General features: G+C 35.0%; 10 protein-coding genes and 1 pseudogene. 3 read left to right on the top strand and 8 right to left on the bottom strand.

Features of this window, described 5'->3' with window-relative positions; genetic code table 11:
- Window positions 1-303: 303 nt before the first annotated feature.
- The 6 genes from ACOYLP_RS06530 to ACOYLP_RS06505 form a co-directional block, all read right to left on the bottom strand.
- Window positions 304-1,413, bottom strand: a complete 1,110-nt coding sequence (locus ACOYLP_RS06530) for a cupin domain-containing protein (protein WP_422855376.1) — start codon at window positions 1,411-1,413, stop codon at window positions 304-306.
- Window positions 1,414-1,450: 37 nt separating this feature from the next.
- Window positions 1,451-2,431: a carbon-nitrogen hydrolase family protein gene (locus tag ACOYLP_RS06525; protein ID WP_422855375.1), complete on the bottom strand. Its 981-nt coding sequence runs from the start codon at window positions 2,429-2,431 to the stop codon at window positions 1,451-1,453.
- Between the two features lie 12 nt (window positions 2,432-2,443).
- Window positions 2,444-2,875: an acyl-CoA thioesterase gene (locus tag ACOYLP_RS06520; RefSeq protein ID WP_422855374.1), complete on the bottom strand. Its 432-nt coding sequence runs from the start codon at window positions 2,873-2,875 to the stop codon at window positions 2,444-2,446.
- Between the two features lie 93 nt (window positions 2,876-2,968).
- Window positions 2,969-4,558 (bottom strand): AMP-binding protein, encoded by a 1,590-nt coding sequence (locus tag ACOYLP_RS06515; protein ID WP_422855373.1) that lies wholly within the window; start codon window positions 4,556-4,558, stop codon window positions 2,969-2,971.
- Window positions 4,558-6,849 (bottom strand): FAD-dependent monooxygenase, encoded by a 2,292-nt coding sequence (locus ACOYLP_RS06510; RefSeq protein ID WP_422855372.1) that lies wholly within the window; start codon window positions 6,847-6,849, stop codon window positions 4,558-4,560. The genes ACOYLP_RS06515 and ACOYLP_RS06510 overlap by 1 nt, the downstream gene beginning before the upstream one ends.
- A gap of 16 nt (window positions 6,850-6,865) precedes the next feature.
- Window positions 6,866-7,471 carry a flavin reductase family protein gene (locus ACOYLP_RS06505; protein WP_422855371.1) on the bottom strand — a complete coding sequence of 202 codons (606 nt, stop codon included), beginning with the start codon at window positions 7,469-7,471 and terminating at the stop codon, window positions 6,866-6,868.
- Window positions 7,472-7,611: 140 nt separating this feature from the next.
- Between ACOYLP_RS06505 and acs the strand changes: the two genes are divergently transcribed.
- Window positions 7,612-9,519 carry an acetate--CoA ligase gene (acs, locus tag ACOYLP_RS06500; protein WP_422855370.1) on the top strand — a complete coding sequence of 636 codons (1,908 nt, stop codon included), beginning with the start codon at window positions 7,612-7,614 and terminating at the stop codon, window positions 9,517-9,519.
- Between the two features lie 56 nt (window positions 9,520-9,575).
- Window positions 9,576-10,355 carry a hypothetical protein gene (locus tag ACOYLP_RS06495; RefSeq protein ID WP_422855369.1) on the top strand — a complete coding sequence of 260 codons (780 nt, stop codon included), beginning with the start codon at window positions 9,576-9,578 and terminating at the stop codon, window positions 10,353-10,355.
- An 81-nt stretch (window positions 10,356-10,436) separates the two neighbouring features.
- On the opposite strand, the gene clpB is transcribed toward ACOYLP_RS06495, so the two are convergent.
- Window positions 10,437-13,040 carry an ATP-dependent chaperone ClpB gene (gene clpB / locus ACOYLP_RS06490; protein WP_422855368.1) on the bottom strand — a complete coding sequence of 868 codons (2,604 nt, stop codon included), beginning with the start codon at window positions 13,038-13,040 and terminating at the stop codon, window positions 10,437-10,439.
- Window positions 13,041-13,174: 134 nt separating this feature from the next.
- Between clpB and ytxJ the strand changes: the two genes are divergently transcribed.
- Window positions 13,175-13,561 (top strand): bacillithiol system redox-active protein YtxJ, encoded by a 387-nt coding sequence (gene ytxJ / locus ACOYLP_RS06485; protein ID WP_422855367.1) that lies wholly within the window; start codon window positions 13,175-13,177, stop codon window positions 13,559-13,561.
- 154 nt (window positions 13,562-13,715) lie between these two features.
- On the opposite strand, the pseudogene ACOYLP_RS06480 reads toward ytxJ, so the two are convergent.
- A pseudogene (locus tag ACOYLP_RS06480) lies at window positions 13,716-14,311 on the bottom strand (threonine synthase); the annotation flags it as partial.

Genomic DNA, 14,311 nt, shown 5'->3' with positions numbered 1-14,311 from the left:
AAGCGCAAAGATTTACGCAAATTTCCGATAGATTTTTTATTGATTTTTGATATTGTTATTGTTATTGTTATTGAATTTTTTATAAATATTAATCACTACAATTAAACTCCACCATACTATAGAAATATATCCTAATACAATTGCGTAAATATTATCTTGGCGTATTAAATAAATACTTAAAAACAAGAAAATTAGTACTGTAATATTTAACGATTTAAAAGCGTTAATCAAAAAAGATTTTATCGAGTTCATTTTATTTTGTTTAAAGTTTTTACTTTTCTATTTCTTCTCTTTCATTTCTTCCTAAATCATTTGATTTCCATTATTCTCGATGTATTCTTTTCCTTGATACAATCCCAATTTTTCAATTACCGGTAAATCATTAAAGTTAAACAAACACGCATCTTCAGTTTCAGAAAGATTATGATGTTCGTGCCATGCCCATGAAGGTACGCAGAAAATGTCGCGTTCCTTCCAGTCAAATCGTTGACCGTTGATGATGGAATATCCTTTTCCTTTAGCACATTGATACACAAAAGACCCCGTGTGTTTGTGTGCTTTTCCTTTGAAACCTGCAGGTAATAATTGTATTGATGCACTCATGGTTTGCATTACATGACCGCCAGTTAACGGATTGGAATATTGCATCAGTATACCATCAAATAAATTGACTTCATTCACTTTAAGAGCTTCTAATAGAGCTGGATAAACGTTCTTCCAAGAATATTTAAACAAAGGTGAATAAGGTTTATCCCAAGTCTTATCTGCCGGAATCAATCCAGCGCAACCATACGTTATCGGTGAAAAATTAATTTCGTTTACTAAAGTTTGCTTACCATCATAAACTGCGTAATCATTAGCTTCTAAAGCATTCACTAAAGGAATATCAAGGCCATCTTGCCATATACAGGATTGTCCATCTGCTTCAACCCCGTGTTCGTGCCATGTAGAATTGGGTGTAATAACAAAGTCATTCACTTCTAACATAATCTTGTTCCCGTCTACCACGGTATATCCTTTAGAACCTTCCATAATGAATCGCAAAGCAGATGCTTTATGTCGGTGTGCCGATGTGCTTTCGCCTGGGCGCGTAACCTGAATTCCGGTGTATAACCATCCCACAGCGGCTGAAACATCTTTACGTTTGTCATTCACTAAATAAACGACTCTTCGTCCTGCTTGTTCTGGTGTAACTAATTCGGATGATTTTAAAACCAAACTGCGTAAATCTTCATATTTCCATAACATCGGAACAGAAGAGCTTCTTGGTTCCCATGGTTCAATATCGTTGGCGACGGTCCATAACGCACCAGCACCAAGAGTTTCGAGTTCTTTGTAATAAGCTTCGAGTTCGGGTGTGTCTTGAACTCTTGCTCTTCCTATTTGGTCGTCTGAATAATTGTTTGTTTCCATTTATATTGTCTTAGTACTTAATACTTCAGTCTTAATACTATTTTCTATTAAATTCTTCGTGATTGTCAATAAAAGTTATCTTTCTTGTAGGTGCTGTATTAACTCGTAAATCAAAAATATCAAAACGGTTGTAATGCCCCAAAATATCATGCATTTGTTTGGGTTGAATGCATTTTTCTAAATCTATATCAGCATAAATAATACCTTCGTCATCAATTAATGGTTGGCCTATCACAGCGCCATTCGGACCAATAAATCCTGAGAAAGCAGAGTTTTTTCGTGTTAGTAATTCATCCACATTTGGAACATCAGCACGCAAAGCGTCTTTTATTTCTTGTGAAATGGTAGAACATGAAACTATAGTAAATAATTTTCCTTCAAAGGAATGCGCTGCAGCACGAATCTTAATCGCTTCCGCCATATCATAATCGGGTGGGGCAACAGGCAATGAAATATAATTAGCAATATGAATGAGTTCGCCTTGAGATAACAACGTGAAACGCGCTAAAGTATTGGTATTTTCACCACAAGCCAAGGTTCCTATTGGACCAATTTCAGTATTATATACTTTCAGTGAAGAACCATCTCCACTTGTCCATGTTAGTTTTTCTGCCCAAGTTGGCACTAACTTTCTATGTTTTCCAATCAGATTACCATGATTATCAATAATGAGATTGGTATTGTATATTTCTCCATAACTATCGCCACGTTCATTTATACCGATAACGATGTGAATGTTATTGTCTTTCGCTGCCTTAAACAATGGCTTCATAGATTCATCAGTAACTGCAACTGAGTTTTTATATAATTCCTCATACCATTTACTGCCTTGTACTGGTGTCATAATCCAGTTCCAATATGGATATCCGGCCACAAATACTTCTGGGAAAGCGATGAGTTTCGCTCCATTAGCACTAGCTTCTTTCACAAACGAAATTACCTTGGTTATTGTTTTTTCTATATCTAGAAAAACGGGAGAAGTTTGTACTGTCGCGGCTTTGAATTTTTTGAAATCCATTTTGTTAAGGAATTAAGGATTAGGAATTAGGAATTTCGAAATCTTTCCTTTCATGATATCACTGAAAGCTTCCGCTTTGATTTTACCTCTGTCATCGGAAATACCAACATTTACCAATGTTACTTCGCCTTCTAAACAAGTTTTACCATTTTCATCCTCAAAACTGAAACCGCAATGAACTGAAGCGCCTCCCAGTTTAATTACCCATAGTTTTTTGGTTAATATTTCTCCTAATCGTGCAGGCTGTTTGAATTGTACTTTTAAATCAACTGTTGGTATTCCGTTTGTCTCGTGTATTTTTGAAAATGGCCTGTCTAAAGCTTCTTCAAACCAATCTTCTACCAAATCATTTAGCATTTCTAAAAATCTTGGATAGAAAACGATTCCAGCATAGTCGACATGTTTGAAACGTATTTTTTCTTGTTTTGTAAAAGATTGATTCATTTTCTTTTCTTTATAATTTATGAGATTCCACCTTACGTCGGAATGGCAAGATTGTGTATACTTTTTCGCTAATTACTTTTCACTATTTACTAATCACTTTAACTTAAATCGTTGTATTTTTCCAGTCTCTGTTTTAGGTAAAGCTTCAGTAAAATTTATTACTCTTGGATATTTATATGGCGCGGCTACTTCCTTAAACCATTGTTGAATATGTATTTTCATATCATCTGAAGCTTTACTTTTATCTTTCAATACGATATAGGCGCAAACTAACATTCCACGTTCCTCATCTGGTAAGCCAACTACGGCACATTCCAAGACATCTTCATGTGTTAATAGTACACTTTCTACCTCGACCGCACCTATGTTATATCCAGAAGAAATAATCATATCATCACCACGAGCTACAAACCAAAAATAGCCATCTTCATCTTGTCGAAAAATATCACCGGTAGAATTCCAGCCGTTTATGACATATTCTTTTTGCTTTTCAATCCGATTCAAATATTTGCAGCCTGTAATACCTCGAACAACTAATCTTCCTGGTTCGTTTGTTGGAACTTGATTTCCATTATTATCAATAATTTTAGCTTCATAACCATTAATAGCAACGCCAGTGGCGCCAGGTTTTATATTTTTTTCATTAGACGATATAAAGATATGCAACATTTCGGTTGCGCCAATACCGTCAATTATTTTTAGCCCAGTTGCTTCATACCAATCCTGCCAAACTTTTAACGGCAAGTTTTCGCCTGCCGAAACACATTTACGTAAACTGGATATATCAAATTCGTTTACCTTGGTTGTAATAATTCTCCAAGCAGTTGGAGCAGTAAAGCAAATCGTTATTTTATGTTCTTGAATTGCTTTTAGAAGTAAATCAGGTGAAGGTTTTTCAATTAAAAAGGTGGAAGCTCCAAAATACATTGGAAATAATACCAAACCGCCTAAACCAAAAGTAAAACCTAATGGTGGGCTTCCAGTAAAAATATCTTTTTCGGTTGGTTGTAAAGAGTATTGTGGAAATGCTTCACATATATTTAATATATCTCTATGATAATGTGAAGTCATTTTCGGTAAACCAGTAGTTCCTGAAGTAAATCCGATTAAAGCAATGCTATCGGCTTTGCTGTGATAATTAGTGTATATTTTGGGTTTGTTGGACATGAATTCTTCCAACTTTGCGTTGTTGTAAAAACAAGTTGTTTTTAAAAAATCGGATTTAACTAAATTCATTTCCTCTGCTAATTCGCTATCGCAAAGGGTATGTGTAATTTCAGCACATTCAATAATAGTAGTTAGTTCTTTGGATCGAAGTAACGGCATGGTAGCAACTACAATTCCACCCGCTTTTAAAATGGCAAACCAACAGGCGACCATCATTGGATTATTGGCAGACCTAATCAAAACTCGATTTCCAGGAACTAATCCCAAATCGTTTACTAAAACATGCGCAATTTGATTGGCTTTGTTATATAAGTCTAGGTAGGTCCAAGTTTCTTCAAATGTTCTTAGGCAAATAGTATTTCCTCTGCCTTCTTTGATGTGATTATCCAAAAGCCTTTCAACACAATTTAGCATTTCAGGTTGATGAAACTTTGGTAAATCTAAAAATGCATAATTAGGTTGCAGGTCTAGACCTGGTAAATTATCATGAGCGAAATTGTCAGTGTAATGTTTCATTATTTTTTATTACTCTTCGGTTTCAATGCTGTTTTCATACTTTCCACTTGTTTTCTTTCCGTGGCTTTTAGCGGATATAAATGAGAGATTCCCATCTTATACTCATTAGGAATATCTTTAGCATCAAACTGCTCATAAGCTTGGGCGTTGCGAACAAAATTAGCGTCAAGCAGCAATGGCCTGCCAAGCGCAACTAAATCAGCTCTTCCGTTTAGTATGACAGTGTTGATTTGGTCAATGTCTTGAATATATCCCGCTGTAATAGTTGGAATATGAATAGTATTTCTAATTAAATCTGAAAAAGGTGTCTGCCACATTCTTCCCGTTTGTGGTTTCTGGTTAGCCACTGTATTTCCGGTAGAAACATTGATGATATCGGCACCTGCATTTTTGAATGCTTCTGATATTTTTAATACTTCTTCTTCAGAAATTCCGTTTGCTACCCAATCCGAAGCAGAAATTCGAACTGACATTGGCTTCTCTTTTGGAAATACATTTCGCATTTCGTTGAAAACTCGTAACGGAAATTTCAATCGGTTTGCAATGCTACCACCAAATTCATCGGTTCGAATATTGGTTAAAGGCGACAGGAAAGAAGCTAATAAGAATCCGTGATGCGCTTGTAATTCGATTAGGTCAAAACCAGCTTCATCAGCATTTTGAGTTGCCTGAACGAATTGGGTAGTAACCAAATCCATATCGGCTAAAGTCATTTCTTTTGGAGTAGAAAAACTTTCATTAAAAGCAATTGGAGACGCAGAAATCAGTTCCCATGGATTTTCAATTTGCTCCGTTTCCCAAGGTTTTTTGGTGGCGCCTTTTCGCCCAGAATGACCAAGCTGGATTCCGATTTTTGTTTGTGTAGTTGCATGAACAAAATCTGTTATTCTTTTCCAGTTAACTATTTGTTCTTTAGTATATATTCCAGCACAACCTAAAGTAATACGTCCTATTTCTGAAACTGCTGTCATCTCCGTCAAAATCAATCCAACGCCACCTGTTGCTCTACTTCCGTAATGCACCAAATGCCAATCGTTAACCTCACCGTTTTCGGCAGAATATTGTCCCATAGGTGCCATTACGATTCTGTTTTGGAGTTTTAAATCGCGTAGTTTGAACTCAGTAAATGCCGCAGGCAAAATTTGATTATTGCTATTGAAATTGTCATTGAATTCTTTTAAAACTTTATCCGTAAACGATTTATCTCGTAGGCGAAGGTTTTCAAAAGTTACTTTTTTTGCTCGAGTCATACATCCAAAAGCAAACTGATAAAATGGATGTTGGTTGTTTCTATCCATATTTTCAAACCAATCGAGCGAAACCAAAGCAGCGTGTTGAATCATTTCAACAGTGTTTCTTCGGGTTTTGTCATATTGTTCAAAAGCTGCCTGTACGTTGTTTGGGTTAGCAATAACAGCATCTGATAAACCGATGGCAGAATCCATTGCCAATTTGGTTCCCGAACCAATAGAATAGTGCGCTGTTGCTTTGGCATCGCCTAAAAGAACAATTTTGTTATGAAACCATTTTTCATTAGTAACATGCGGAAATTGACGCCAATGCGATTTGTTGGTGATCAAGCTGTGCCCGTCTAATTCATCTTTGAATATTTCGGATATTTTGGCAATTGTATCTTCTTCATTGGTAACTTCAAAACCATGTTTTTCCCAAGTTTCATTACTACATTCGAAAATCCAGGTGCTCATTCCAGATTCATATTGATAGGTGTGAGCTGCTATGACACCGTGAGTCGTTGTTTTGAAAAAATAGGTAAAAGCATCAAGAGGTTTGGTAGAGCCAAGCCAGACAAATCTGTTTTTCTTTAATGAAATTTTGGTTCCAAAGTTTTCTGCAAATTGTGTTCTGATGGCGCTACCAATTCCGTCACAAGCCACAATAATATCAGCATCTTGAAATTGTTTTAAATTTTCTACATTTTGTTCAAAGTGAAGGTTAACGCCTTCCTCGGTACATCTTTGTTGTAATAATTGCAGTAATGTTTTTCGGGAACAACCGCAAAAACCATTACCTGCAATGTTTACGGTTTGTCCATCACGAGCTATAATAATATCATCCCAATAAGCAAAATTACTTCTTATTAATTCATAGGATTTTAAATCACGAGAAAGAAATTCGCCCAAAGTCTCATCAGAAAATACAACTCCAAATCCAAAACTATCATCGGGCTTGTTACGTTCATATATATCAATTTGACATTCAGGCATTGCCTTCTTAGTTAGTATGGAAAAGTATAATCCCCCGGGACCGCCACCAATTACTGCTATTTTCATTCTTTAATTTATAATTTTAGTTTCTTTTAACAGAGAAAATTTCTCCGATTTTAGCATAATTTGAACCCGCTAATCGAGCAATAGGCTTGTAATTTTCTAGATTAATTTTATAGTTATCCATTAATACGCTTTCGTCAAAATGCATCATTACAATGCGTCCAATAATTATACAAGCTCCGCCATTTTTATGGTCTTCAAGAAAGTAATGATGAACCAATTCGCATTCAAAAGTGATTGGACTTTCTTTTACTCGCAGTGGTTTTACTTTAATGGATTGGATGGAATCAATATGCGCTAGTGCAAATTCGTCGACATGGGATGGTACTGATTGTGCAGTTAAGTTCATTTTTTCAGCTAGAGCTTCGGTGACCATATTTACTACAAATTGCTTGGTATCAAGCACATTGTTTAGCGTGTCTTTATTTATGTCGTTGCCTCTTCCTACAGAAAACATAACATGTGGTGGGTCATCACCAACAGCGTTAAAATAAGAGAAAGGTGCTAGGTTATTGATCCCATCTTCGCTAATGCTTGAAATCCATCCAATAGGTCTTGGAATAATAGCACCAGTCAAAAGTTTATAAACGGCAGAATAATCTAATTCGTTAGGGTCAAATTGCATAGTTTTTTATTTTAGTACAAATTAAATAAAAATTAAGTAAGAACTATTTGTTTTAGCAAATAAATAGCTTGCTTATTTTGAGAATGAATTTCTTTTAAAATTGTAATAAAGTAGTATTTTTATAAAAATATTTACAATATATGAGCTACTACAAAATACTCGATTTAGAACATTATTTCAAAATGTACAAAAAGTCGGTTCGTGAACCCAGAAAGTTCTGGGATAAAATTGCTGAAGAAAACTTTACTTGGTATCAAAAATGGGATAAAGTTTTTGAAGTTAATTTTCAAGAAGCCAACTTCAAATGGTTTCTTGATGCCAAAGTAAATATCACCAAAAACTGCATCGACAGACATTTGGCGAGACGTGGTGATAAGACCGCTATAATTTTTGAACCCAACAATCCAGACGAAAAAGCACTTCATATTACTTATAGCGAACTTTATGATAGAGTAGCCCGAATGGCAAATGTATTACGAGAGCAAGGCGTTCAGAAAGGAGATCGAGTTTGTATTTATTTACCTATGATTCCCGAATTGGCAATTGCTACTTTGGCTTGCGCCCGAATTGGTGCTGTGCACTCTGTAGTTTTTGCTGGTTTTTCTGCTACGGCAGTGGCAGCGCGTATTAATGATTGTGAATGTAAAATGGTTATCACGTCAGATGGAAGTTATCGCGGAGATAAAACCATTGACTTAAAAGGAATTGTGGATGAAGCTTTATTAAAAACACCTTGTGTAGAAAAAGTGTTAGTAGCCAAAAGAACCAATACTCCGGTTATCATGAAAGAAGGACGCGATAGTTGGTTACAACCGTTACTAGATGCTGCTATTCCAAATAACGTTGCTGAAATCATGGATGCTGAAGATCCATTGTTCATACTTTATACTTCAGGCTCTACCGGAAAACCAAAAGGAATGGTTCACACTACAGCTGGTTATATGGTTTATACTGCTTACACTTTTAAAAATGTTTTTGCCTATGAAGAAAACGATATTTTTTGGTGTACTGCTGATATTGGTTGGATAACAGGACATTCCTATATTCTTTATGGGCCATTATTAAACTGTGCGACCACAGTAATATTTGAAGGCGTTCCTTCGTATCCAAATTATAGTCGTTTTTGGGAAGTAATTGAAAAGCATAAAATAACTCAATTTTACACGGCTCCAACTGCTATTCGTGATTTAGCAAAAGAAAACTTAGATTACGTACAGAAATATCCTTTGAAATCATTGAGGGTTATTGGTTCCGTTGGAGAACCTATCAATGAAGAAGCATGGCATTGGTATAATGATCACGTTGGTGGTAAACGTTGCCCTTTAGTTGATACATGGTGGCAAACCGAAACGGGAGGTATAATGATTTCTCCAGTTGCTTTTGTAACTCCAACAAAACCAACTTATGCATCGTTACCATTGCCTGGAATTCAACCCGTTTTGATGGACGAATTGCGCAACGAAATTGAAGGTAATCAAGTGACTGGAAGTTTATGTATTAAGTTTCCATGGCCATCTATTGCTAGAACCATTTGGGGAGATCATCAACGATATAAAGAAACCTATTTCACCGCTTTTCCTGGTAAGTATTTTACTGGCGATGGCGCATTGCGTGATGAAGTGGGTTATTACAGAATTACCGGTAGAGTGGATGATGTGATTATTGTTTCTGGTCACAATCTAGGAACAGCACCTATTGAAGATGCCATAAATGAACATCCGGCGATTGCTGAAAGCGCCATTGTTGGATTTCCTCACGACATTAAAGGAAATGCCTTGTATGGTTTTATTATTTTGAAAGAGATAGGAGAGATCAGAGATAAAGATAATTTAAGTAAAGAAATAAACCAATTAATCTCCGACCAAATTGGTCCTATTGCTAAGCTTGATAAAATTCAATTTGTATCAAACTTGCCAAAAACACGTTCAGGAAAAATAATGCGTCGCATATTGCGAAAGATAGCCGAAGGCGATTTTAGTAACTTTGGTGATACTTCTACTTTATTGAATCCGGAAATTGTTAATGAAATAAAAGATGGAAAAATTTGATAATGAAAAAAAAATAATATCTTTGTTTTATAATTTTATTTTAATAATTAGTTACTATGAAAAACTTAAAAACATTAATTGGAATTGCTGTTCTATTAATTATGATGGCATCTTGCTCAAATGATAGTAGTTCAAGCACAAGCAAAATGAGAATATTTGGTAAAGCTACTTACACAAATGCTGCAAAAACTAATACAACATTATCTCCTCTTAACAGTGGAGTAGTATTAACAAGTTTTAAAATAAACATCAAAGAAATCGAATTTGAAATTGCTGAAGGAAACGGAGATGGAGAAGATAATGATAACGTTAGCGATGATAATGATGATGAAATTTTTGATGGAGAAGATGAAGTAGGTTTATTTGGTCCATGGGAATTGGATTTGCTAAATCAAACTAGTCCTGTAACTACCGTAAATATTGCAAACGGAACATATGAAGAAGTTAAATTTAAATTAAATAAAAGTTTAGAAAGCACTTCAGATTTATTCAATAAAACAGTAGAAATTAGAGGAACTATAAACGGAACTCCTTTTGTTTATTGGCATAACCTTGAAAGTGAATTTGAAATTGATTACGAAGATACTGCCCAAAACTTAGTGGTAAGCAATGGTTCATTCGATTTAATTATCAATATAAATATGGATGAAGTATTGAGCAATGTTGATTTAACTAGTGCGGTTGATGGTGACGGAGACGGACTTATAGAAATTGGTCCAGATGATACCGATGGAAACAACGCTTTAGCACAACAACTTAATGACCAAATGGATGATGCTACTGACATGGATGATGATCAGGATGATGAACAAGATGATGAACAAGATGATGACTAATTGATAAAATAATAGAATTTAAAAAGCCTAATAGTATTTATCTATTAGGCTTTTTTATTACTAATTACATTTAAAAATAACTTATGTGACTAGTTCACTTTGGTTTCTAAAAACCAATTGACCGTCAAAACTATCCAAAAGAACAACACTATCGTTTGTAACTCTCCCTGCTAAAATTTCTTTGGAAAGCTGATTCAGAACTTCTTTTTGAATGACTCTTTTTACCGGTCGGGCTCCAAATTGTGGATCATAACCTTTCTGAGCTAAGTATTCAATAGCTTCCAGAGTGGCATCTAAGGTAATATTTTGATGTGCCAGCATTTTGATAACGCTTTTCAACTGTAAGCCTACAATCTCCTTGATATTGGCATTAGTTAATGGTGTAAACATTACAATTTCATCAATTCTGTTTATAAATTCAGGGCGAACTGTTTGTTTTAATAAGCCCAAAACTTCTACTTTGGCAACTTCGGTTGCGGCTTCAACAGAACCTTTCAGATTTTCAAATTTATCCTGTATAATCGCGCTTCCAATATTGGAAGTCATAATAATAATAGTGTTTTTGAAATCGGCTAAACGACCTTTGTTATCTGTTAAGCGACCTTCATCTAATACTTGTAACAAGATATTAAATGTATCAGGGTGCGCTTTTTCAATTTCATCTAACAGCACAACTGAATACGGTTTTCTACGAACCGCTTCGGTCAATTGTCCGCCTTCATCATAACCCACATATCCCGGAGGCGCACCAACTAATCGGCTCACACTATGTCTCTCCTGATATTCACTCATGTCGATACGTGTTAAAGCATTTTCATCATCGAAGAGATATTCAGCTAATGCTTTGGCTAATTCGGTTTTGCCAACTCCGGTTGTTCCTAAAAATAAGAAAGTTCCAATTGGTTTTTTCATATCTTGTAATCCGGCGCGACTTCTACGAACTGCGTCACTAATAGCTTCAATGGCTTCTTCTTGGCCCACAACTCTGCGGTGCAATTCATCTTCCAATTTTAAAAGCTTTTCTCTTTCACCTTGTAGCATTTTTATTACTGGGACTCCGGTCCATTTGGCAACAACTTCTGCAATATCTTCACGAGTTACTTCTTCTTTTATCAAGGAGGTTCCCGCTTGATTTTCTTGTAATTGTTTCAATAATGCATCCAAGCGTTCTTGAGCTTCTTTTATTTTTCCGTAACGAATTTCAGCTACTTTACCATAATCTCCATCACGTTCTGCGCGTTCAGCTTCGTATTTAAAATCTTCAATTTCAGTTTTTACTATTTGAATATTATCGACTACATCTTTCTCCGATTTCCATTTGGTGAAAATTTCATTTCTATCTTCTTTAAGATTAGCCAAATCCAATTTCAGTACTTTCATTTTACTTTCATCATTTTCGCGTTTGATGGCTTCCAACTCGATTTCTAATTGCATAATTTTTCTATCCAAAACATCTAATTCTTCTGGTTTTGAATTGATTTCCATACGTAGTTTAGAAGCCGCTTCGTCGATCAAGTCAATTGCTTTGTCCGGAAGGAAACGATTGGTAATATAGCGTTGGGATAATTCTACGGCTGCAATAATCGCTTCGTCTTTAATTTGTACTTTATGATGTGTTTCATATTTTTCTTTGATACCACGAAGAATAGAAATAGTACTTTCGGTATCAGGTTCGTCAATCATTATCTTTTGAAACCGCCGTTCTAATGCTTTGTCTTTCTCGAAGTATTTTTGATATTCATCCAAAGTTGTTGCGCCGATAGCACGCAATTCTCCACGAGCTAGAGCTGGTTTTAAAATATTAGCCGCATCCATTGCGCCTTCGCTACCACCAGCACCAACCAATGTGTGAATTTCATCAATGAAAAGTACAATATCTCCTTCTGCTGAGGTTACTTCTTTTACCACCGCTTTCAATCGTTCTTCAAATTCACCTTTGTATTTTGCACCTGCAATCAGTGAACCCATGTCAAGTGAATAAACGACTTTGTCTTTAAGGTTTTCAGGCACGTCTCCATCTACAATTCGATGAGCCAAGCCCTCAGCAATAGCTGTTTTACCAACGCCGGGTTCACCCACAAGCATCGGATTGTTTTTTGTACGACGCGTTAATATCTGTAAAACCCTTCTAATTTCTTCATCTCTTCCAATAACTGGATCAAGTTTTCCTTGACGTGCTAGTTCGTTGAGGTTTTTAGCATATTTATTCAAGGCATTATAAGTTTCTTCAGCAGAAGCAGAAGTTACTCTTTCTCCTTTTCGGATTTCAGTAATAGCAGATTCTAATTCGTTGTAAGTTACGCCTTGGTCTTTTAAAATTTGGGCAACCTTACTTTTAGATTTGAATATGGCCAAAATTAAATGTTCGATAGAAACATATTCATCGTTCATTTTTTTTGCAATGATGTTGGATTCGTTTAGTGCTGTATTTGCTTCACGAGACAACATGATTTCGCCAACTGAAACTTTTGGAAAACTTTGAATGGTGCTGTCTAAATTTTTTTTGAATAAATCTACATTTACATTGAGTTTTTTCAAGATGAATGGCGTTACATTTTCATCAACCTCTAGAATTCCCTTAAAAATATGTTCGTTCTCGAGCTGTTGTTGACCATAACTTTGTGCAATCTGCTGTGCTTGTTGCAACGCTTCTTGCGATTTGATTGTTAAGTTTTTTATGTTCATTGTTGTTAGTTGTTTTGTTTATATTTGTTGACTGTTGGTCAATTTGCATTCCAATATAAAATTACAGACATATTGTCTTTTTTTAATGATTTTTATCATCAAAGCAAGTCAAAATGTCTTAAAAACAGACAATTATGAGTTTTTTAAAGAATATGTTTGGTTCTAATGAAGAAAAGCAATCAGTTTCAAAAGTGGGATGGAGACCACTAACTGATTTAGGACAGTTGAATGAAATCATTGATTTATCAACCGAGAATCCGGTTCTTATTTTTAAACATAGTACACGTTGCAGTATAAGTAGAATAGTGTTGAAACAATTTGAAAACGAATTTGATTTACAAGATAAAGTTATTCCTTATTTATTAGACTTGTTGGAATTTAGAAATGTATCTAATGAAATTGCCAGTCGATTTGGAGTAACTCATCAATCACCTCAAATCATTCTTGTTAAAAACGGTAAAGCAGTTTATAATGCTTCTCATGAGAGTATTGATATTAATAAATTAGGGCAGTTTGTATAAAAAATAATAAACCCGGCAAGTTCCAAAACCAGTCGAGTTTTTTTATTATATAAACTAGCTAACGAAAATTATTCAATTAGAAAATTCGTTTAAAGTTCATGAAATTTATCTGTTTTTTTATAGGATATATAATTTTTATAACAGCTCAGAGCAATTACATTAAAAAAGATTTAAATTCCTCATAGCTTTTTATTCTCGTACTCACTTTTTCTTTACCAAGTACACTAACAATTTGCTTTGGAATAGGCAATTTCAAATGCAATAAAGGTTCAACAGTATCCAAGAATTTTATAGGATGTGCTGTTTCTAAAAATACGCCAACACTGTTTGGTTGTTTCTTCATTTCTTTTTTTAAACCTAAATAACCAACAGCACCATGAGGTTCGGCTATATATTTTGTTTGCTTGTAAATGTCTTTTATAGCTATTTCTGTTTCAGCATCTGTATAGCTGTAGGAAGAGAAATCCTTTTCAAATTCTTTCAAATCATTATTGTATAATTCTTGAATACGGATAAAATTACTCGGATTACCAACATCCATAGCGTTTGATATTGTTGCAACGGATGCTTTTGGATCATAGATTCCTTTTTCTAAAAACCTAGGAACGGTATCGTTAGCATTGGTAGACGCTACAAAATGAGCGATAGGCAAGCCTAATCGTTTTGCCATAATTCCAGCACAAATGTTACCAAAATTGCCACTTGGACAAGAAAGTATGATAGGTTTATTGTATTTTTTTAATTGTTGTT

It is taken from the genome of Flavobacterium sp. (genome assembly GCF_049318325.1).
Lineage (GTDB): Bacteria > Bacteroidota > Bacteroidia > Flavobacteriales > Flavobacteriaceae > Flavobacterium.
Note: the sequence above shows the minus strand (reverse complement) of the source record. Positions and strands in the feature narration are given on the sequence as shown.

Coding starts and splice junctions, on each gene's coding strand:
- ACOYLP_RS06530 (WP_422855376.1), bottom strand. CDS start 1,413: ATGGAAACAAACAATTATTCAGACGACCAAATAGGAAGAGCAAGAGTT.
- ytxJ (WP_422855367.1), top strand. CDS start 13,175: ATGAGTTTTTTAAAGAATATGTTTGGTTCTAATGAAGAAAAGCAATCA.
- ACOYLP_RS06510 (WP_422855372.1), bottom strand. CDS start 6,849: ATGAAAATAGCAGTAATTGGTGGCGGTCCCGGGGGATTATACTTTTCC.
- acs (WP_422855370.1), top strand. CDS start 7,612: ATGAGCTACTACAAAATACTCGATTTAGAACATTATTTCAAAATGTAC.
- ACOYLP_RS06505 (WP_422855371.1), bottom strand. CDS start 7,471: ATGCAATTTGACCCTAACGAATTAGATTATTCTGCCGTTTATAAACTT.
- ACOYLP_RS06515 (WP_422855373.1), bottom strand. CDS start 4,558: ATGAAACATTACACTGACAATTTCGCTCATGATAATTTACCAGGTCTA.
- ACOYLP_RS06520 (WP_422855374.1), bottom strand. CDS start 2,875: ATGAATCAATCTTTTACAAAACAAGAAAAAATACGTTTCAAACATGTC.
- ACOYLP_RS06525 (WP_422855375.1), bottom strand. CDS start 2,431: ATGGATTTCAAAAAATTCAAAGCCGCGACAGTACAAACTTCTCCCGTT.
- clpB (WP_422855368.1), bottom strand. CDS start 13,040: ATGAACATAAAAAACTTAACAATCAAATCGCAAGAAGCGTTGCAACAA.
- ACOYLP_RS06495 (WP_422855369.1), top strand. CDS start 9,576: ATGAAAAACTTAAAAACATTAATTGGAATTGCTGTTCTATTAATTATG.